Source organism: Halorubellus litoreus (assembly GCF_055378595.1).
The window spans coordinates 2,510,274-2,528,577 of sequence record NZ_AP043836.1; the positions used below are offsets into that span (position 1 = coordinate 2,510,274).

At 69.6% G+C, this 18,304-nt stretch carries 20 protein-coding genes; 9 read left to right on the forward strand and 11 right to left on the reverse strand.

The features are described from left to right. A complete protein-coding gene (locus ACZ48X_RS16730) occupies positions 1-1,266 on the reverse strand; it encodes an NAD(P)/FAD-dependent oxidoreductase (RefSeq protein WP_336348623.1) in 1,266 nt (421 codons plus the stop codon). A gap of 152 nt (positions 1,267-1,418) precedes the next feature. On the opposite strand from ACZ48X_RS16730, the gene ACZ48X_RS16735 reads away from it, so the two are divergent. Continuing rightward, the gene (locus ACZ48X_RS16735; protein ID WP_336348622.1) at positions 1,419-2,612 is read left to right on the forward strand and encodes a threonine synthase; all 1,194 of its coding nucleotides are present in this window, start codon (positions 1,419-1,421) and stop codon (positions 2,610-2,612) included. A gap of 61 nt (positions 2,613-2,673) precedes the next feature. Here the strand turns inward: ACZ48X_RS16735 and ACZ48X_RS16740 are convergent, their stop codons facing one another. After that, positions 2,674-3,051, reverse strand: a complete 378-nt coding sequence (locus ACZ48X_RS16740) for a helix-turn-helix domain-containing protein (protein ID WP_336348621.1) — start codon at positions 3,049-3,051, stop codon at positions 2,674-2,676. 118 nt (positions 3,052-3,169) lie between these two features. Here ACZ48X_RS16740 and ACZ48X_RS16745 point away from each other — a divergent pair, with 118 nt between their 5' ends. Both ACZ48X_RS16745 and ACZ48X_RS16750 read left to right on the forward strand, forming a co-directional pair. Beyond that, entirely contained in the window at positions 3,170-3,916 is a 747-nt protein-coding gene (locus ACZ48X_RS16745; protein ID WP_379761977.1) for a helix-turn-helix domain-containing protein, read from the forward strand. A 63-nt stretch (positions 3,917-3,979) separates the two neighbouring features. Continuing rightward, the gene (locus ACZ48X_RS16750; protein WP_336348619.1) at positions 3,980-4,438 is read left to right on the forward strand and encodes a pyridoxamine 5'-phosphate oxidase family protein; all 459 of its coding nucleotides are present in this window, start codon (positions 3,980-3,982) and stop codon (positions 4,436-4,438) included. 45 nt (positions 4,439-4,483) lie between these two features. Here ACZ48X_RS16750 and ACZ48X_RS16755 read toward each other — a convergent pair whose 3' ends face one another. From ACZ48X_RS16755 to ACZ48X_RS16770, 4 genes are all read right to left on the reverse strand, one after another. Further along, the gene (locus ACZ48X_RS16755; RefSeq protein ID WP_227131716.1) at positions 4,484-4,627 is read right to left on the reverse strand and encodes a DUF7560 family zinc ribbon protein; all 144 of its coding nucleotides are present in this window, start codon (positions 4,625-4,627) and stop codon (positions 4,484-4,486) included. 84 nt (positions 4,628-4,711) lie between these two features. Continuing rightward, on the reverse strand, positions 4,712-5,419 hold the full coding sequence (locus ACZ48X_RS16760) for a YkgJ family cysteine cluster protein (protein WP_336348618.1): 708 nt from the start codon (positions 5,417-5,419) through the stop codon (positions 4,712-4,714). A 216-nt stretch (positions 5,420-5,635) separates the two neighbouring features. Further along, on the reverse strand, positions 5,636-6,403 hold the full coding sequence (locus ACZ48X_RS16765; protein ID WP_336348617.1) for an MBL fold metallo-hydrolase: 768 nt from the start codon (positions 6,401-6,403) through the stop codon (positions 5,636-5,638). A gap of 166 nt (positions 6,404-6,569) precedes the next feature. Beyond that, complete coding sequence (locus tag ACZ48X_RS16770) at positions 6,570-6,848, reverse strand: helix-turn-helix domain-containing protein (protein WP_379761780.1); 279 nt, start codon at positions 6,846-6,848, stop codon at positions 6,570-6,572. A 229-nt stretch (positions 6,849-7,077) separates the two neighbouring features. Here ACZ48X_RS16770 and ACZ48X_RS16775 point away from each other — a divergent pair, with 229 nt between their 5' ends. Continuing rightward, positions 7,078-7,482, forward strand: coding sequence for a PPOX class F420-dependent oxidoreductase (locus tag ACZ48X_RS16775; RefSeq protein WP_336348616.1), 405 nt, complete (start codon positions 7,078-7,080; stop codon positions 7,480-7,482). Positions 7,483-7,522: 40 nt separating this feature from the next. Here ACZ48X_RS16775 and ACZ48X_RS16780 read toward each other — a convergent pair whose 3' ends face one another. After that, a complete protein-coding gene (locus ACZ48X_RS16780; protein WP_336348615.1) occupies positions 7,523-7,669 on the reverse strand; it encodes a hypothetical protein in 147 nt (48 codons plus the stop codon). A gap of 88 nt (positions 7,670-7,757) precedes the next feature. On the opposite strand from ACZ48X_RS16780, the gene ACZ48X_RS16785 reads away from it, so the two are divergent. Together ACZ48X_RS16785 and ACZ48X_RS16790 are read left to right on the forward strand one after the other, a co-directional pair. Further along, on the forward strand, positions 7,758-8,462 hold the full coding sequence (locus ACZ48X_RS16785; RefSeq protein WP_336348614.1) for a class I SAM-dependent methyltransferase: 705 nt from the start codon (positions 7,758-7,760) through the stop codon (positions 8,460-8,462). Between the two features lie 229 nt (positions 8,463-8,691). Then, complete coding sequence (locus ACZ48X_RS16790; RefSeq protein ID WP_336348613.1) at positions 8,692-9,594, forward strand: glycosyltransferase family 2 protein; 903 nt, start codon at positions 8,692-8,694, stop codon at positions 9,592-9,594. 45 nt (positions 9,595-9,639) lie between these two features. On the opposite strand, the gene ACZ48X_RS16795 is transcribed toward ACZ48X_RS16790, so the two are convergent. After that, the gene (locus ACZ48X_RS16795) at positions 9,640-10,464 is read right to left on the reverse strand and encodes an amidohydrolase family protein (protein ID WP_336348612.1); all 825 of its coding nucleotides are present in this window, start codon (positions 10,462-10,464) and stop codon (positions 9,640-9,642) included. Between the two features lie 167 nt (positions 10,465-10,631). Here ACZ48X_RS16795 and thsA point away from each other — a divergent pair, with 167 nt between their 5' ends. Then, positions 10,632-12,224 carry a thermosome subunit alpha gene (gene thsA / locus ACZ48X_RS16800; protein WP_336348611.1) on the forward strand — a complete coding sequence of 531 codons (1,593 nt, stop codon included), beginning with the start codon at positions 10,632-10,634 and terminating at the stop codon, positions 12,222-12,224. Positions 12,225-12,363: 139 nt separating this feature from the next. On the opposite strand, the gene ACZ48X_RS16805 is transcribed toward thsA, so the two are convergent. Further along, the gene (locus tag ACZ48X_RS16805; protein WP_336348610.1) at positions 12,364-12,696 is read right to left on the reverse strand and encodes a DUF7344 domain-containing protein; all 333 of its coding nucleotides are present in this window, start codon (positions 12,694-12,696) and stop codon (positions 12,364-12,366) included. Between the two features lie 235 nt (positions 12,697-12,931). Between ACZ48X_RS16805 and ACZ48X_RS16810 the strand changes: the two genes are divergently transcribed. Continuing rightward, positions 12,932-15,325, forward strand: a complete 2,394-nt coding sequence (locus ACZ48X_RS16810) for a GAF domain-containing protein (RefSeq protein ID WP_336348609.1) — start codon at positions 12,932-12,934, stop codon at positions 15,323-15,325. Between the two features lie 81 nt (positions 15,326-15,406). Then, positions 15,407-16,795, forward strand: a complete 1,389-nt coding sequence (locus tag ACZ48X_RS16815; RefSeq protein ID WP_336348608.1) for an APC family permease — start codon at positions 15,407-15,409, stop codon at positions 16,793-16,795. 49 nt (positions 16,796-16,844) lie between these two features. Here the strand turns inward: ACZ48X_RS16815 and ACZ48X_RS16820 are convergent, their stop codons facing one another. Then, positions 16,845-17,477: a trimeric intracellular cation channel family protein gene (locus ACZ48X_RS16820; protein WP_336348607.1), complete on the reverse strand. Its 633-nt coding sequence runs from the start codon at positions 17,475-17,477 to the stop codon at positions 16,845-16,847. Beyond that, positions 17,474-18,241 (reverse strand): SAM hydrolase/SAM-dependent halogenase family protein, encoded by a 768-nt coding sequence (locus ACZ48X_RS16825; RefSeq protein WP_336348606.1) that lies wholly within the window; start codon positions 18,239-18,241, stop codon positions 17,474-17,476. Before ACZ48X_RS16825 ends, ACZ48X_RS16820 begins: the two co-directional genes overlap by 4 nt. Positions 18,242-18,304: the final 63 nt, after the last annotated feature.

Genomic DNA, 18,304 nt, shown 5'->3' on the forward strand with positions numbered 1-18,304 from the left:
TCAGGTGTCGGCGGCCACGGCCTCCGCGGCGACGCGCCCGCTCTCCAGGGCGCCCTGGATGCTCGACCAGCGCGTGTAGTCGCCGGCGAGGTAGACGCGGCCGTCCGGGTCGCGGACGCCCGGGAGGTCGGCCTGGAACCCCGGCGGTTGCGCGAACTGCGCGAACGAGATGCGGTCGACGTGCCGGCACTCCAGTCCCTCGACGTGCCGTTCCGGATACCACGACGAGAGCGTCGACCGGACCTCGTCGGCGAGCGCGTCGTCGCTCGCGTCCTGCTCGCCGAGGAACGTCGCCGAGAGGACGTCCGCGCCGTCGGGCGCGTACTCGGGCGCCACCTCGGTGTGGTGAACGACCTGATTCGGGCGGTCGTCGTCGGCGTTCAGGAGGATGCGGCCCTTCGTCCCCAGGTCGAGGCCGTCCGGAGCGGCGAACCACAGCGTCACGCACGCCTTCCCCTCCGTCGGGACGTGAACGTCCGTCAGTGCGTGCGCCGCGACCGGGTCGGTCGCGACGACGACCGCGTCCGCGCTCACGGTCTCCCCGTCGACGGAGACGCTCGCACCGTCCCGACGACCGTCCACGGACTCGACCGGCGTGTCGCGAACCACGTCCACGCCCGCGGACTCGGCGCGCTCGGCGAGCTGGGCGGTGATGGCGCCCATCCCGTCGGCGGGGACGACGGTCCGGCCGCGCGAGAGCATCGCGAACGTGTACTCGAACACGCCACAGCTCGTCGACAGCGACCGGTCGAGCGTGATACCGCCGTAGAACGGCGCGGCGAAGTGCTCGACGAACCGGTCGCTGAACCCGCGGTCGCGGAGGTACTCGCGGGTCGTCCGGTCGCCGTCCGCGATGAGCGTCGCCGGGTCCGCGCCCGAGAGGTCCCGGCGGAGCGCGAGCGTCCGGACCTTGTCCCCGAGCGTCACCTCGCGGTTCAGCGCGGACTCGACGATGGCTTCGGGGTCCCCGAACGGGTCCGCGAGCACCGACCGCTGGCCGTCGCGAGCGATGATGGCGCCCGGCCGGAAGTCCCGGAGGTCGAGCGCGTCCAGGTCCAGCTCCCGACGGACCGCGGGGTACGCCGTGAACAGCACCTGGAAGCCACGGTCGAACGTGTACCCGTCCTCGCGACGGGAGCGAACCCGCCCGCCGACGTCGTGCTCGCGCTCGAACACGGTGACGTCCGCGCCGCGTGCCGCGAGCCGCCGCGCGGCGACCAGTCCGGCCAGTCCGCTCCCGACCACGACCACGTCTGCGTCGTCCATACCGAGCCGTTGGACCGTCGGCGGCATAACGACCAGGGGAAGTGACGCGTCGATGGTTGGCGTCGCGGCCGGGGCGATGCACAGGGACTCGTCTCGCACGGGCGGGGCCCGCGATGGACAGGGATTAGTCGGGGCCGTTCGAACGCTCGCGTATGGACACGACGGACGCCTTCGTCGGCCTGGAGTGCGTCGACTGCGGCGACCGCTTCGACGCCGAGACCGCGACGCATCGCTGCCCGGAGTGCGACGGCATCCTCGACCCGGCGTACGACTACGACGCCGTCGACCTGACGCGCGAGGACCTCCGCGAGCGCCCGTTCGACTCGATGTGGCGCTACGAGGAACTGCTCCCGTTCACCCGAGCCGCGGCGGTGTCGATGGACGAGGGTGCGACGCCGCTCGTCGAGTGTCCGAGCCTCGCGGACGAACTCGGCGTCGAGTCGGTGTACATCAAGGACGAGGGCCGGAATCCGACGGGGACGTTCAAGGACCGCGGGCAGTCGCCCGCGGTGACAGCGGCCGTCCAGCACGATGCAACCGACGTCGCGCTCGCGTCGGCCGGGAACGCCGGACAGGCCGCGAGCGCGTACGCGGGCCGGGCCGGCCTGGAGTCGCACGTCTTCCTCCCCGCGCGCTCCGGGTTCACGAACAAGGCGATGGTGAACGTCCACGGCGGCGACATGACCGTCGTCGGCGGCCGCATCACGGACGCCGGTGAGGCGTACGCCGAGGCGATGGACGAGCACGACGACTGGTATAGCGTGAAGACGTTCGTCACGCCGTACCGCCACGAGGGCAAGAAGACGATGTACTGCGAGGTCGCCGAGCAACTCGACTTCGAGGCGCCCGACCACGTCGTCTACCCGACGGGCGGTGGCGTCGGACTCGTCGGCATGCACAAGGCCGCCCGCGAGTTCCGCGACCTCGACCTCGTCGACGACGAACCTGCGTTCCACGTCGCGCAAGCCGACGGCTGTGCGCCCATCGTGAAGGCGTTCGAGGAGGGCAAGGACCGCCACGAACCGTGGGACGTCCCGGACACCATCTGTGGCGGCATCGAGATCCCGGACCCGGGCGCGAGCCACCTCGTCCTCGATGCCGTCCGCGAGTCCGGTGGGCGCGCGGTCGCGACGAGCGACGACGAGATACTCGACGCCGCCATCTCCGTCGCGCAGAACGAAGGCCTCGAGATGGCGCCGACGTGCGCCGCCGCCGCGTCGGGCGCGTGGGCGCTCGCCGAGGACGACGCGTTCGACGAGGACGACACCGTCGTCATCGTCAACACCGGCACCGGGAACAAGGAGGCTGACGTCCTCCGCAGTCACCTCATGGGCAAAGGAATCTAGAGGTCACGCCCCGGCGGCGGTCCGTCGCAGAGGACTGGTTGAGCGTGCGGAACGGCGGTGGTCAGTCCGCCATCGAGTGTGCGCGGAGCTGGTCCGCGGCGTTCGTCTCCGCCTCCACGTCGACGGTCGCGCCGGAGCCGACGGAGATGGTGAGGTCGACGTGGCCCGCGACGTACTCGCGTTCGTGCGAGCCCGACGACGACAGCCGGAGGCGTTCGTCGAGCAACGCGGCGTCCGTGAGCGTGTCGAGTTTGCGGTACGTCGTCGACGTCGGGAGGTCGCATTCCTCCGCGAGTTCGCTCGCCGAGAGCGCCTCGTCCTCGACCGCCTCGACGATGGCACGACAGTCCTCGTCCTGGAGTGCCGTGAGGAGGGCGTCCGTGTCGACTTCGGTCGTCTGCTCGATACCAATCTGTTCGGGAGCGCGCTGTGCGGACATGGGGTCGTTCTTACTACAACATACTGACGGGCGCCTCTCGTCTTGACACCCATAGAACGATGGGGGTTTAAATACCACCGGGGAAGGAATTAGGAGGATGCGTCGAGACGGCACGGACATGAGCGACGGCATCCGCGCCGAGATACGCGTCGACGGCCCCACGGGCTGTCCGGCGACGCGCGTCGTCGACGAGACCGGCACGACGGCCGAGGACGTCACCCGCGCGGTCTCCGGCGACGGCGACCGCGTCGTCGAGGAGTTCCTCCTCGCCGACCCCGTCGGTATCGACGTCGGCGGCACCCCGGCAGTCGACGGCGACGACGCCGAGACCACCGACAGCGCGGACAAACCCACCGGCCCGCCAGACGCCCGCGCTGGCGACACCGGCGCCACTGCGGACGTCACCCCGACGCTCGTGTTCGACTACGGCGACCACGCCACCTACCGGTTCGAACGGGAGCGCGACGTCGCCTGCCCGTGCGAGGTCGTCGAAGCCCACGACTGCCCGACCGTCGACGTCGCCATCCGCGACGACGGCGTCCACGTCACCTTCCACGTCCCCGACATGACCGACCTGCAGGCGCTCGTCGGCGACCTCCGCGAGCAGTTCCCGTCGCTCGACGTCAAACGCCTCCTCCGGTCGACGGGCGACGCCGGCGCGCACAACCTCGTGTTCGTCGACCGCGGTCGCCTCACCGACCGCCAGCTCGAGGTCCTCCAGACCGCACACCGGATGGGATACTTCCGGCACCCGAAGGGCGCGAACGCCGGCGAGGTCGCGACCGAACTCGACATCACGCGGTCGACGTTCAGCGAGCACCTCGCCGCCGCACAGAGCAAGCTCCTCGACGCCATCCTCGAATGACCACCGAGTGCGGTCACCGCAACCCCACGGGTTTTACGTGCGCCACGTCCGGAGTATCTCGTGATGGCCGACGTACGTAGCGTATCGCTGACGACGACGGAGATCGAGGCGTTCCTCGGCGACGGCGGGACTGGCGTGCTCTCACTCGCTCGCGGTGACGTCCCGTACTCGTTCCCGGTCTCGTACGGGTTCGCGACCGACGACGGCGAGTTCTACCTGCGCCTCGGGTACGACGACGACAGCACGAAGGCCGAGTACGTCGACGAACCGTGTCCCGCACAGCTCGTCGTGTACGAGGAACGCGCGGCCGACGACGGGTCTATCGACATCAAGAGCGTCGTCGTGTCTGGTGAACTCGTCCGCATCCCGAAGGACGAGTTGACGCCGACGGACGTGGAACGACTCGGGAAGGCGCGGACGCCGGAGTTCGAGGTGTGGGAGCAAGCGAAGGAGGACATCGAGTTCACGGTGAACAAGCTCGTTCCGGACTCGGTCACGGGTCGACGGAACGTCTCCGAGTGACGAGGCCACCGGCGGGTGTTCGGACGAGGGCGTTGGTTCGAGTGGTCACGGCTGGAACGCGCCGTCGGGCGCGGGCGTGCCGCAGACGACGCAGCCGTGCGCCTGGATGGCCTCCTTCATCGACTCGTTGACGTCGATGGATTCGGCGCATTCCGGGCACTCGAACCGGTACTCGACTGACTGACTCATCTCGTCTGAACGTACACTGCCACGCCACAATAAAAGACACCCATCATTTGAGGGTGCGTGAGAACGCTCCGTTGCGGTCGACGTTCAGGTGTCCTCGCCGGGTGTCTCGTCGTCGAGTGGCGTGCCGTCCTCGCGTTTCGCGCCCTCTGAGTCGTGGACGACGACGCCGTCGCCGGCGTCGACTGGCTCGTAGTTGTCGCGGACGCCGATCGCTTCCTCGAGTTCGCGGACGGCGCGCTCCTTGAGTGCCGCAGCGAGTGCTTCCGCGTCCTCGCGCGCGATGTCGCGACCGAGGCCCTCGCATTCGTGAGCGCGAACCATCCCGGCTTCGTCGACGGCGTCACCCATCGGCTGGGAGGTGCCGCCGAGCGCGACGCTGAAGGGATACGTCTCGCAGATGAGCGGTCGGTCCTCGTGGACGGTGCACGCGCCGGTCCCGTCGGCGTCCTCCTCGTAGAACGTGCAGTCGCCGCAGGCGTCCGTCTGGAGCGCCCACTCGAACGTCTCGCCACTGACGGTGCCGTCCTGTGTCTCCTCCAGGCCGTACGGCATCGGGCGGGCGACGTCGCGCCAGTCGTAGGCCTCGTCCGAACCGGCGTCTGCATCGTCGTTTACCCCCTGGAGCGTCCGGACCTCCTCCGGGAACACGGTCGCAGTGTGGGGGTCGTCGGCCTCGCTCTTGCAGCACGCGCCACAGCGCGTGCACTCGAACCCGATGGTCTCGATGGCGTCGGCGAGCTCGGCGGTGTCGAGGTCGCGAGCGCGGCCGAGTTCGGTCTCCAGGGAGTCCACGTCGTCGCCGACGGCGCGCACGAACAAAAGCCGCTCGTCGTCGCGGTCGCGACGGTGGCCACTGCGGGATTCGTTGGCGAACAGGCGGACCGCTGGGGGGTATCGGGGTCTCCCGAGCGGGTGGTCCGCGCTCCCGTCTCGTCCGCGCTCGGGTCGACCGTCACGTCACGCCGCCGTTCGCCGCGGCATCTCACTTGAACTGGTGGTGGGCGTCAGTCAGGTGCCGGGTCGAACGCGGCCGCCCTCCCAGCGGGCGCGGCCCTCGTGGACGAGCTTCTGGACGTGCGCGTGCACGGTGGCTTCGGCGAGGTCGCGGACGTCGCTGACGTCCTTCTCGTACGCGGCGTCGGTGATTGCGGGAACGGTGCCGGCGCCGTTCCGGATGGCGTCGAGCACGGCGCGCTCGCGGTCGAGGCGATGCGCGAGCAGTCGCTCGCACGTCTCGCGCGGGTTCTCGATGGTCGGGCCGTGCCCGGGATGGAGGACGTCGGGCGCCATCGCGTGCAGGCGGCGGAGCGCGGTGAGGTACGCGCGGAGGTCGCCCTCGGGGTGGCCGACGACGACGCTCCCGGCGGCGACCGCGAGGTCACCGCAGAGGACCGCGTCGTCCGCCGCGAACGCGACGTGGTCGACGGCGTGCCCGGGCGTGTCCAGGACGGTCACGCCCGCGAACGTGGTGCCTTCGCGGAACGTCTCGTCGGCGTCGACGCCGGTCGCGGCCGCGAAGAGTTCGGTGCGGCCGTAGCGAGCGTGCGTCGTCGCATCCAGAGCGTCCGCGTAGTGCGCGACCGCGCCGACGTGGTCGGGGTGCGTATGGGTGACGGCGACGTGCTCGACGCCCCGCCCGGCGACGGCGTCGTCGAGCGCGTCGGTGCGCGCTGCCGGGTCGACGAGGACCGCTGGGTCCTCGCCGACGACGTACGCGTTCGTCGACCCGGTCGGGGCTCGCGTCGCGACCTCGACGGGAACGCGCGTGACCTTCATGCGAGTGCGCAAGGAGCGGTCGTTGATAAGTGCTGGCGGTCGACGTCGACGGAATCGATAGCGGGCACTCGACGTCAACGGAGTGGAGAGGGAGTGGTCGGCGGCGAGGGTGGCTGTGGTCGGTCGTCGGTGCGTCGGTTTCGCTCTGAGGGTGTTTGGTATCCGCTTAGACGTTGAGGTAGTAGACCTGCTTGCGGGCGTCCTGGAAGGAGTACCGCGAGTTCACGAGGTCCTCGTCCTCGAGGCGGTTGAGGGCGTACCGGACGGTGCGGTCGGGGAGGAGCGACTCCTCGGCGAGCTGGCCCTGGGAGAGCGGGGAGTCGCTCTCGAGGACCTTCGAGACGAGCTTCGCGCTCGGGGGGAGTTCGCGCAGGCGGTCGCGGTATTCGGCGTCTGAGAGTACGTCGTCGTTCTGCGAGCGGTCGTCCGCGGCACTCATGCTCATACCACCGTGACAGCGAAGGTCAGTGTTAAAGGTTGGCTACAGTGGGATACAAACTGTACGAACAATATAAGGTGTATTATTACCAAGGAAGGAGGGGTGTTTAAGTGGGTTCGTCGCTCGGAGTAAGAGTTGGTTCGGCGCGTGCGAAGGACGTCGTTCGGTGCGGCGCGAGCCGGTCGGCGTTGCCCGGGGGCGACGGCTTTTGTCGACGGCGCGCGAGGCGTCGAGCATGGCCGAGATCCCGCCCGAGTTCCACGACCTGTTCGAGCGCAAGTCGTTCGCGCACTTCGCGACGCTGATGCCGGACGGGACGCCCCAGGTGACGCCGGTCTGGGTGGATTACGACGACGAACGCGGGCACGTGCTCGTGAACACCGCCCGTGGCCGTCAGAAGGAACGGAACGTCGAGCGCGACCCGAAGGTCGGTATCGAGGTGAGCGACCCCGAGGATCCCTACCGGTACGTGTCCGTGCGGGGTGAGGTCGTCGCCGTGGATGACGACGACTCGTACGAGCACATCGACTCGCTCACCCGGCGGTACTTCGAGCGCGAGGAGTACCCGCACAAGGGCGAGGAGCGCGGGCCGCGGGTCGTCATCCGGATCGAGCCGGACCGCGTCGTCACCAGCGGGTGACGACCTGTCGGTCGAGGCCGCGCTCCGTGGCTGGCTTCGCTTACCGCGACCGCGGCGTCGACGGGTCGCGGTACGCGCCGAGCATCCCGTTGCAGTCGGGGCAGTGAACGCGCAGGAGGCCGTCTCGCTCGTGGCGGACGAGCGCTTCCACGTCGACGTCGGAGTCGCAGTGTCTACAGTGCGCCATACTGTGCGGTACGGTACCGCGGCACAAATACGTGCGTGGCGAAAGTTCAGTACCGTTTTATCCCCGCAGTGGCCTACCGAGGGATACAGTGAAGGGACAGGAGTGGTACCAGGCCGACGACGTGGCCGCGGAGTACGACGACAAGCGCTTCTCGCGAGGCGGTCGCCTCATCGACCGCCGCGAGAAGGAGGCGGTACTGGACGCGCTCGGTCCGCTCGAGGACAAGCGCGTGCTGGAGGTCGCGTGCGGGACCGGCCGCTTCACCGTGATGCTCGCCGAACGTGGCGCGGACATCGTCGGCATGGACATCTCCGCCGCGATGCTCGAGGAGGGCCGTCAGAAGGCACAGGCAGCGGGCGTATCGGACACGCTCGAGTTCATGCGCGGGGACGCTGCGCGTCTGCCGTTCCCCGACGACCACTTCGATAGCGTCGTCGCCATGCGGTTCTTCCATCTCGCGGACACCCCGAAGTCGTTCCTCGCGGAGCTCCGGCGCGTCTCGAACGACCAGGTGTTCTTCGACACGTTCAACCGGTTCTCGACGCGCTCGATCTACAACTGGGCGCTCCCGATGGGGTCGCGGCTCTACTCGCGCTACGAGGTCGACTCGCTGCTGGAGAAGTCGAACCTCGAACTCGTGAACGCCGAGCACGACTTCGTGTTCCCCTACGGCTTCTACCGGCAGATACCGGACGACGTCGCGAGCGCGTTCCGGTCGCTCGACACGAAGCTCCTGTCCGTCCCCGGGCTCGACCGGCTCGCGTCGGTCTCGTACTGGGACACGCGCGTCTAGCCGACTCCTCGGCTACTGCTCTCCAGCGGAACGCGCCCGTTCTCCAGCGCCACATGCCCGGTCTACGGTGCATCGCTCTCGTACTCTCTGGCCGTTTCCCTTCTGAAATCACGCCCGGGAATCGGGTTTCAGTTCACAATCTGGGTATTTGCGGGGTGATTCTCTCGGGTTTCGTGGTCGTCTGGTCGAGAGGAGACGATTTTTATACGAGTCCGTCCTTCGATGCGCTATGCACCTCTCGGTTGTCGTGTCGACGCTGAACGGCCGGGAGCAACTCGTGCGAGCGCTCGACGCGCTCGCGGCGGACGCCCCGGACGCCGAGGTCGTGGTCGTGAACGGCCCGTCCTCGGACGGCACGACGGGGATGGTCCGCGACCGCGACGACGTCGACGTCCTCGTGGAGATCTCGGAGCGGAACCTGAACGTCGCGCGGAACGCGGGCGTCCAGGCGGCAGGCGGTGACGTCGTCGCGTTCCTGCGGTACGACCTCGCGGTTGAGGACGGCTGGGCGGACGCTATCCTGGAGAGCGTCGAGGCGGGCGCGGACGTCGTCACGGGCCCGACGCATCGCACGGTCCGCGCGGGCGTGACGACGGAATCACGGGAGACGTGGACGGTCGCAGGACGGGACGTGACGTTCGTCAACGGCGACAACGGCGCGTTCACGCGCGAGGCGCTGGACGCCGTGGACGGGTTCGACGAGTACCTGGAGACGGGTGGGTCGCGGGACGTCTCGCATCGCATCGCGGCGCTCGACTTCGACGTCGCGTGGAACGCCGACGTGTGCGTGCGCGGTGAGTTCCAGACGGACGGCGGTCGCGAGCCGGCTGACTGGGGGACGAAGTACCGGTCGCTCGCGTACCGGCTCGCGAAGAACTACGGCGTCCATCCCGGTGCGCTCGCGCATACCGCGAAGACCGCGGCGTTCGATGGTGCGCGCGCGCTCCGGGACGTCCTCGGTGGTGGGAGCACGCCGTCGGCGTGGCTCGCGAACGGGAAGGGCGTCTTCGAGGGCATCGCCGTCGGCACGAAGGACGGGCTCGCCGCGCGAAAGCGGATGCCCGCGGATTCGCGGAACCCGAACGGTATCTCTTCGCGCGCGGACCGCGCGGTCACTCGCTACGAACTCTGAGGGACTGTCCGTCGCTGACGTCCGAGGGTCGCGTCGCTGGCGAGCTCAGCTGCCGTCGGACGCGAGTTCCGGGACGATCCTGGTGGCGTTCTTCGAGAACGCGCGACGCATCTTGTCCTCGCTGACGTCGAGCGTCAGCACCTCCATGATGGCGACGTTCGGGTGCGCGTCGGGGACGCCGCTCCCGAACAGGACGCGGTCGGGGTGCTCCATGAGCGCGCGTTCGAGGGGGTCGCGGAACCGGACGTGGCTGGTGTCGAGGTAGCAGTCGTCGTAGCGGTCCAGGAGGGAGATGGCGTCGTGCATCAGGTCCGCCTGGAGCGGGTATCCGCCGAAGCCGGCGAGGACGACGGTGAACGACCGCGAGAGGAGGGTGTCGGCGACGTCCGTCGGTGGGAAGTCGCTGCCGCCCTGGACGATGACGGGGAGGTCGACGTCCTCGAGGGCGTCGAGGACGGCGTCGTCGGGGAGGCCGTCGGTCGCGGGGTCGAGGACGAACCCGTGGAAGCGGTCGTCGTACGCGTACTGTTCGACGGTCTCGGGGTCGGTGTGGTGGTCGCGGCGGCGCGCGGCGAGGTTCTTCAGGCGACTCGTCGCGGCCGTCCCGGGGTCCCGGGGGCCGGTGAGGCGTGCGAACGCGACGAACGGTCGTTCGACGCTTCGTCGTGCGACGCCGTTGTTCGCGGTGAGGTAGTCGGTGTCCGCGTTGCGCGTCTCGGGGAAGACGACGGTCCGGACGATTCCGGCTTGACGCATCTCGCGTTCCAGTCGGTCCGGGTCGACGGCGCGTGCGCGGTCGCCGTCGTCTCGGTCCGGTGCGAGCGTGGCGTGGACGTCGACCACGCGGAACCGGTGTTCCAACTCCAGCATCTGCTCCGGAGTTCCCCGGCCGTCCGTAAGTCGTTACCGGCCACGGCCTGGCGATGCGACAGGTCTCGGTGCGGCCACGAAGCTGGCGTGCGAATCGCATGCAAGCGTCGGGATTCTGGGGAAAAGTAGATATACGACATCGAACCAATAAGTAGTGAGTATTACACATGTCTCAGGCATCCTACGCACGACGCAGCACGGGCGGACAGCCACTCTTCATCCTCGCGGAGGACAGCACGCGAACACGCGGCAGCGACGCGCAGGGCTCGAACATCGCCGCCGGTCGCGCCATCGCGGAAGCGGTACGCACGACGCTCGGGCCGCGCGGGATGGACAAGCTCCTCGTCGACTCTTCGGGGAACGTCGTCATCACGAACGACGGCGCGACCATCCTCTCGGAGATGGACATCGAGCACCCTGCGGCGGAGATGCTCGTCGACCTCGCGCAAGCCCAGGAGGAGGAGGTCGGTGACGGGACGACCACCGCGGCGGTCCTCGGCGGCCAGCTCCTCGCGAAGGCCGAGTCGCTCCTCGACGACGACATTCACCCGACCGCGATCGTCGAGGGCTACCGCGCCGCCGCCGACATCGCGCTCGAGACCATCGAGTCGCTCGAACTCGACGACGACGTCGACGACGACCTCCTTCGCGCGGTCGCGACGTCCTCGATGACCGGGAAGGGCACCGGTGGCATCACCGTGGACGCGCTCGCGGCGCTCGTCGTCGACGCCATCGGGCACGTCACCACCGACGAGAACGCAGTCGAGCGAGACGACGTCCACGTGTTCACGAAGGTCGGCGGGAGCGCGAGCGACACCGAGCTCGTCCCCGGTATCGTCCTCGACGAGGAGCGCGTGCACGACGAGATGCCTCGCGAGGTCACTGACGCGTCCGTCGCCATCCTCGACGTCGACCTCGACGCGAAGGAGGCGAGCGGCGACGTCGAGTACCGCATCGACTCGCCGGAGGCGCTCCAGAAGGTCATGGACGCGGAGGACTCCGAGCGACGCGCGGTCGCGAAGACCATCGTCGACGCCGGCATCGACGTCGTCGTCTGCACGGACGACGTCGACGACCAGGTCGCGGCGCTCCTCGCGGACGAGGGCGTCCTCGTGTTCGAGAAGCTGTCGAGCGACGACGCGCGAGCGGTCGCTCGCGCCACCGGCTCGAAGCGTCTCGGCAGCATCGACGACCTCGACGCCGACGACTTCGGGCACGTCGACCGCATCAGCGTTCGGACGTTCGGCGACGACGAGCTCGCGTTCGTCGAGGGCGGCGCGGCCGCCGACGCCGTGACGCTGTTCGTCCGCGGCGGCACCGAGCACGTCGTCGACGAACTCGAACGTGCGCTCGACGACGCGCTCGACGTCGTCGCGGTCGCCGCGGAGACCGGTGCGGTCGTCCCCGGCGCGGGCGCGACCGAGGTCGCCATCGCGGACGCGATCCGCGACGCCAGCGCGCGCATCACGGGCCGCCAGCAGCTCGCCGCCGAAGCGTTCGCCGACGCGGTCGAGGTGCTCCCGCGGACGCTCGCGGAGAACGCCGGCATGGACCCGATCGACGTCCTCGTCGACCTCCGCGCGTTCCACGAGCACGGCGACGTCCTCGGCGTCGTCGTCGACGGCGAGTCCGCGACGGTCGCTGACCCCCTCGAGTACGGCGTCGTCGACCCCGCTGCGGTGAAGGCGGAGGCCGTTTCGGCCGCGACCGAGGCTGCGACGATGATCGTCCGCATCGACGACATCATCGCCGCGAACTGAGACTCCCGAACACTCACTCCCGACCACTCGTTCTTTCGCCGACAGTACCAGTAGGAAGCGACCGCTCGTCGTGCGAACCGTCCGGAAAATACGTCCGAGCGCGGTCGACCGACTCGGCGTCAGCGGGTGGGCGTCCGTGTCAGTGGGCGAGTTCGTCGAGGGCCGCGTCGTTGGGCGTCACGCGGTGGGTGCTCGGTTCGTAGTCGACGGCGCCGACGTCGTCCAGGAGCGGCAGGTGGACGTGGTGGAGGGTCACGCCAACTCGTCCCGTGGACGCGGGTTCGCGGTCGGTCGCCTCGCTCCCGGCGACCGCGTGCGCCAGGTCGCTGAGCTGGACGTATTGCTCGCACTCGGCGAGAACGTTGCACGCCGTTCGCCGGCGCTCGTCGGCGAGCACGTGATGGCGGGTGTTCTCGTCGAACACCAGTCCCGACGACTGCTCGGTCGTCTGGTCCGTTTTCGTGTGGATCATGCGTTTGGGGTGACCGCGTGTGACCGCGGACACTGTAGTCGAACCCCTCGACAGAGGAAATCCCCGCCTAGAACTACTTCGGTCCGCGTGCACGGGAGTACCGACGAGATGAACACGAGTTGCGGTGGCGTGGTCGCACTCTCCCCCCCAGTTACCGATAGCTTCACTCACGTACTACCGAGGTGGTGACCTCCGTCGATGGAGTTAGACGGCTGTGGCGCGAGGACACCGTCGAATGACGAACGCGACACTGTCCGACGCGCTCTGCGAGACCGTGTCGGTCTTCGACCCCGGCGTGCCGCAGACGACAGCGGAGGTGACGGACGCCCTCGACGTCGGTCGACGGAGCACGTACACGCGATTGCAGCGACTCGTCGAGAGCGGTCATCTCGAGACGAAGAAGGTCGGCGCGAACGCTCGCGTCTGGTGGCAGCCGCCCGATACCGCGACTCCGTGCGACGCGAGCGCGCCAGCGACCGACGCGTCAGGCGAGACCGACGACCGCAACGGAACGGCTCCGACGGTCGGCGCGCCGGCGGACCGCGACCGCGCCGTCGACCGGTACGAGACCATCCTCGAGACCGTCGACGAGGGCATCTACGTCGTCGACGAGGCCGGGACGTTCACGCACGCGAACGAGGCGTACGCCGAGATGATAGGGGTCCCGCGCGAGGACATCATCGGTACGGACGTCGCCTCGGTCGTGAACGACCGCACGGCCGACCGCGCGAAGCGCCTGGAGGCCGAGCTCGTCGCCGCCGACCGGTCGACGGCCGTCCTCGAGACCGAACTCGAGTGCCCAGACGGCGAGACGTGGGTCGGGGAGGCGACGTTCGCGCTGATGGACGTGAACGGCGGGTACGAACGCATCGGTGCGGTTCGGGACGTCACCGAGCGCAGGGAACGCGAGCGCGAACTCGAGGTACGGATGCAGCAGCAGTCCATCGTCGCGGACCTCGGCCAGCGCGCGCTCGCGTCCGAGTCGCTCGACGACCTGCTCCGCGACGCGACGAAGGTGGTCGCGGAGACGCTCGGCACCGACTACTGCAAGGTGCTTGAACTCGACGACGCCGGGGACTCGCTCCGACTACGGGAGGGCGTCGGGTGGGACGACGGCGTCGTCGGAACGGCGACGGTCTCGGCGGTCGAGAACGCATCGCAGGCCGCGCACACGCTCTCGACGGAACGCCCCGTCGTCGTCGAGGACCTCGACGCGCACGAGGCGATATCGGGCCCGGAGCTCCTGACGAGCCACGACGTCGCGAGCGGCATCAGCACCGTCCTCGGGCCCTACGACGACCCGTGGGGCATCCTCGGGACGCACGCGACCGACCGGCGCGAGTTCACCGAGCACGACGTCACGTTCGTCCAGTCCATCGCGAACACGCTCGCCAGCGCCATCGAGCGCGCCGAGTACGAGACCGAACTCGTCAGGAACCGGAAGGACGTCGACGCGCTGAACGCACTGCACGAGGTCGTCGCCGAGGTCACCGACGCCGTCGTCGACCAGTCCACGCGCGACGCCATCGAGGCGGCGGTCTGCGAGCACCTCGCCGCCGCGGACTCGTACGCGTTCGCGTGGTTCGGCGACGCCGACGGCGCGTCCCAGACCGTGAACGTCCGCGCGTCGGCCGGCGTCGACGACTACCTGGACGCGGTGACGATAACCGTCGACCCGGACGACGAGCGCAGCGACGGCCCGACGGGGCGCGCGTTCCGCACCGAGACCGTCCACATCTCGCGGGACATCCGGTCGGACTCGCGGCACGAACCGTGGCGCGACGCGACCGACGAGGCCGGGTTCCGGTCGTCGGCCGCCATCCCGGTCGTTCACGAGGACGCCACGTACGGCGTGCTGAACGTGTACAGCGAGCGTCCGTATGCGTTCGGCGAACGGGAGCGCGAGGTCCTCGGGCGACTCGGCGAGATCGTCGGGCACGCCATCGCGGCGACCGAACGCAAGCGCGCGCTCATGAGCGACGACGTCGTCGAACTCGAGTTCCAGATACGCGACTTCGTGCCCGCCGACGAGTGGGCGGCGCCCGCGGACGCGTCGGTCGTCTTCGAGGGCGTCGTTCCGATGGACGACGACGAGTTCCTCCTCTACGGTCGCGGGATGCCGGGGACGCACGAGGCGATAGCGGCGCTCGCGGACGGGTACTCGAACGAGAGCTCGTTGACGGTGCGCGAGCGAACGGAGAGCGTGGTGTTCGAGTTGCGGGTCGCGAACCCGCCGGTGCTGTCGGCGGTCGCGGCGGTCGGGGGCGACGTCGCCGAGGCGGTCCTCGAGGACGGCGACCTCCGACTGACGCTGCATCTGTCGCCGTCGGTCGACGCGCGCCGCGTCATCGACGAGGTCGAGGCGGTGCACCCCGACGTGCAGATGCTCCGGCACGTCCAGGTGACGCGGTCGCGCGAGGACGTGACGGCGGTCAGCCGGGTGCTCGAGACCGAACTCACTGACCGCCAGCAGCACGCGCTCGAAGCGGCGTACTACGCGGGATACTTCGAGTGGCCGCGGGACGCGAACGCGGAGGCCGTCGCCGGGTCGCTCGGTATCGCACCGCCGACGTTCCACCAGCACCTCCGGAAGGCCGAGAAGGGCGTCTTCGACGTGCTGTTCTCCTGAGTCCGCCGAGGCCTGGACGTCGACGACCTAGGCGTTTTGAACGGACGCATACCTGGCCTGCGCCAGTAGCATCGACAACCGATGAGTTCCGAGAACCTCGGACTCGCGGGAGCCGTGTCGATGGCGCTCGGCGGGATGATCGGCGGCGGCATCTACGCGGTGCTCGGCGTCGTCGCGGGCATCTCCGGGACGGCGACGTGGGTCGCGTTCGTCCTCGCCGGCGTCGTCGCACTCGCGGCCGCATACTCGTACAACGCGCTCAACGCCGCGAGCGACCGCGCGGGCGGCAGCGTGACGTTCGTGCAGTCGTTCGCTGACGACGGCCCGCTCTCGAAGCGACTCGGGACGGGGACGCTCGCGGGCATGGTCGGATGGACGCTCCTCGTCGGGTACGTCGGGTCGATGGCGATGTACGCGTTCGCGTTCGCCGAGTTCACGCTCTGGTTCGACGCCGTCCCCGAGGCGGCGATGGGCGTCCCGCTCCGCCCCGTCGTCTCCGTGCTCGCGGTCGCGGGCTTCGTCGCGCTGAACCTCCTCGGCGCGCGAACGACCGGCGTCGCGGAGGCGGTCCTCGTCGCGGCGAAGGTCGGCATCCTCGTCGCGTTCGGCGTCGTCGGCGTCGCGTTCGCGTGGTCGTACTCGCCGGACGTCTCCCTCTCGTACGGCACGACGAGTCTCGGTACCGTGACGCCGCTCATGGCGGCCGCCATCTCGTTCGTCGCGTTCCAGGGCTGGCAACTCCTCTTCTACGACCAGGACAGCATCACGGACCCCGTCGACACCATCCGGCGCGCCGTCTACGCGTCCATCCCGGTCGCGGTCGGCATCTACGTCCTCGTCGCGGTCGTGACGACGAACCTCGTCCCGCGAGCGCTCGAACGGCACCCGCACACGGCGCTCGTCGACGCCGCGGAGATGATGGTGTCGCCGTGGGCGCTCGGCGGCGTCGCCGCGCTCGTCGTCTCCGCGTCCGCGCTGTTCTCCACGGGGAGCGCGATCAACGCGACGCTGTTCTCGAGCGCGCACTTCGCAAAGGGCCTCCTCTCGGCGGACCTCCTCCCGGACCGGGTTGGTGACGGCGACGCGGACGGCATCCCGACCCGGACCGTCCTCGTCCTCGGTGCGGTCACGGCGACGCTCGCGGCCTGGGGGTCGCTCGACGCCATCACGTCGTTCGCGTCGCTCGCGTTCATCCTCGTGTTCGGCGGGACGAGCGCGCTCGCGTTCTCCCGGCGCGACCACGACGACGTCCACCCGGTGCCGCCCGCGGTCGGCGCCGTCGGCGCGCTCGCGTTCTTCCCGCTGATGTTCGCGCACCTCTACGTCGCCGAACGCGAGACGTTCTGGCTCGTGCTCGTCATCGCCGCCGTCGTCGTCGGCGCGGAACTCCTGTACTTCGAGCGCGACGCGCTCGAGTCGGAGGCCGAGGACGTCGTCGAGCGCGTCGAGGACGGCGTCACCGGCGACTGACGGCGGTCCTTCCGCCATCCGTTCCCGCCGCCGGACGTGCTCGCCCGTCTCACCCGACGGTCGGGAGGTGCCAGTCGTAGCGGATGGCGAGCGCGCGCAGGACGAACGCGATACCGACGCACGCGGCGACGCCCGTCGGTCGCGGCGCACCCGCGGAGCGCAGCAGCCAGAACGCGGTGGCGCCGGCGAGCGCGCACGTCGCGTAGAAGTCCTCGACGAGGATTCCGGGAGTGCGGCCGACGAGGAGGTCCCGTATCGCGCCGCCGCCGGTCCCGGTGAGCATCGCGCACACGAGCACGCCGAACGCAGACAGTCCGCTATCCCACGCGACGATGGCGCCCGTCGCGGCGAACGCCGACAGCCCGACGGCGTCCGGAATCTGGACGGCGAGCGAGTCCGTCGAGATGCGGCGGCCGTTCCGGACGAGGAAGACCGCGACGAGGACGCCCGCGAGGACGACGAGGACGTCCGCGGTCGCGGTGAGCGCGACCGGCGTCCGGTCGACGAGGAGGTCGCGCGTGATGCCGCCGCCGAGCGCGGTGACGACACCGAGGACGGCGACGCCGAGCACGTCCAGGTCGTTGTCCGCGCCGTCGAGCGCCCCGGCGAGCGCGAACGCGAGCAACCCCAGCCAGTTCAGGGCGTCGAACGCGCTGACCGGCATCCACGGAACGCCGGTCATTCGACGCGGTCCACGCGCACGTCGTCTCCGGGTTCGAGGTCGAACGCGCGGTCGCCTCGCCCCTGGTTGACGTCGCATTCGACGTAGCCGTGACTCCCGACGGTCGCGAGCCACTGGCCCGTCGGAACTCCCGCGAACGTCTCCACCGCGGGCACCTCGCGGTCGTTCACGCGCACCGTCTCCACGCCGTCGAGCACGCGTCCGGGGACGTTCGTGATGACGTTCCCGAAGTCGTCCACCGTCAGCACCTCGCCGACCGCGCCCGACTCCGTCGCCGACGCCTCGGGGAGTCTGAGGTCCTCGAACTCCTCGACGCGTTCCGCGCCCACGCGGTCCGTGAACTCGCCGAACCCGAGCCGATGCAGTTCCCCGGCCGCCGGCGCGAACACGTCCCGGCCGTGGAACGTCGACGACGCCGCGTCCGCGTCGTCGAGACGCCACGCGCGCAGCGACTCGCCGTCGTCGAGCAGTTCCCGTGCCGCCGGCACCACCACGCCGTTGTCGGGCGCGACGAACGCGTGCTCGCCCGCCTTCACCGCCAGCGCCGCACGGTCCGTTCCCACACCCGGGTCGACCACCACGAGATGCACGGCCGGCGGGAAGTACGGGAGGAGCTCGCGCAGCCAGAACGCCGCCGCGCGCACGTCCTGCCGCGGGAACTCGTGACTCACGTCCACCAGTCGCGCGTCCGGGTCCCGCCGCAGCAGGACCCCCCGCATCGCCGCCGGATACGGCGACCCGAAGTCAGAAGAGAGCGTTATCATACACGAGCGTTCACGCACCGGTCGCTTATCGATTGCTCATCGACCACGGCACCCTACGCTCGC

Excerpts from the sequence above, each read along its gene's own strand:
- ACZ48X_RS16730 (WP_336348623.1), bottom strand. The coding sequence starts at position 1,266 with ATGGACGACGCAGACGTGGTCGTGGTCGGGAGCGGACTGGCCGGACTG.
- ACZ48X_RS16820 (WP_336348607.1), bottom strand. The coding sequence starts at position 17,477 with ATGACCGGCGTTCCGTGGATGCCGGTCAGCGCGTTCGACGCCCTGAAC.
- ACZ48X_RS16755 (WP_227131716.1), bottom strand. The coding sequence starts at position 4,627 with ATGAGTCAGTCAGTCGAGTACCGGTTCGAGTGCCCGGAATGCGCCGAA.
- ACZ48X_RS16740 (WP_336348621.1), bottom strand. The coding sequence starts at position 3,051 with ATGTCCGCACAGCGCGCTCCCGAACAGATTGGTATCGAGCAGACGACC.
- ACZ48X_RS16810 (WP_336348609.1), top strand. The coding sequence starts at position 12,932 with ATGACGAACGCGACACTGTCCGACGCGCTCTGCGAGACCGTGTCGGTC.
- ACZ48X_RS16745 (WP_379761977.1), top strand. The coding sequence starts at position 3,170 with ATGAGCGACGGCATCCGCGCCGAGATACGCGTCGACGGCCCCACGGGC.
- thsA (WP_336348611.1), top strand. The coding sequence starts at position 10,632 with ATGTCTCAGGCATCCTACGCACGACGCAGCACGGGCGGACAGCCACTC.
- ACZ48X_RS16765 (WP_336348617.1), bottom strand. The coding sequence starts at position 6,403 with ATGAAGGTCACGCGCGTTCCCGTCGAGGTCGCGACGCGAGCCCCGACC.
- ACZ48X_RS16790 (WP_336348613.1), top strand. The coding sequence starts at position 8,692 with ATGCACCTCTCGGTTGTCGTGTCGACGCTGAACGGCCGGGAGCAACTC.
- ACZ48X_RS16805 (WP_336348610.1), bottom strand. The coding sequence starts at position 12,696 with ATGATCCACACGAAAACGGACCAGACGACCGAGCAGTCGTCGGGACTG.
- ACZ48X_RS16795 (WP_336348612.1), bottom strand. The coding sequence starts at position 10,464 with ATGCTGGAGTTGGAACACCGGTTCCGCGTGGTCGACGTCCACGCCACG.
- ACZ48X_RS16775 (WP_336348616.1), top strand. The coding sequence starts at position 7,078 with ATGGCCGAGATCCCGCCCGAGTTCCACGACCTGTTCGAGCGCAAGTCG.
- ACZ48X_RS16750 (WP_336348619.1), top strand. The coding sequence starts at position 3,980 with ATGGCCGACGTACGTAGCGTATCGCTGACGACGACGGAGATCGAGGCG.
- ACZ48X_RS16825 (WP_336348606.1), bottom strand. The coding sequence starts at position 18,241 with ATGATAACGCTCTCTTCTGACTTCGGGTCGCCGTATCCGGCGGCGATG.
- ACZ48X_RS16735 (WP_336348622.1), top strand. The coding sequence starts at position 1,419 with ATGGACACGACGGACGCCTTCGTCGGCCTGGAGTGCGTCGACTGCGGC.
- ACZ48X_RS16815 (WP_336348608.1), top strand. The coding sequence starts at position 15,407 with ATGAGTTCCGAGAACCTCGGACTCGCGGGAGCCGTGTCGATGGCGCTC.
- ACZ48X_RS16780 (WP_336348615.1), bottom strand. The coding sequence starts at position 7,669 with ATGGCGCACTGTAGACACTGCGACTCCGACGTCGACGTGGAAGCGCTC.
- ACZ48X_RS16770 (WP_379761780.1), bottom strand. The coding sequence starts at position 6,848 with ATGAGCATGAGTGCCGCGGACGACCGCTCGCAGAACGACGACGTACTC.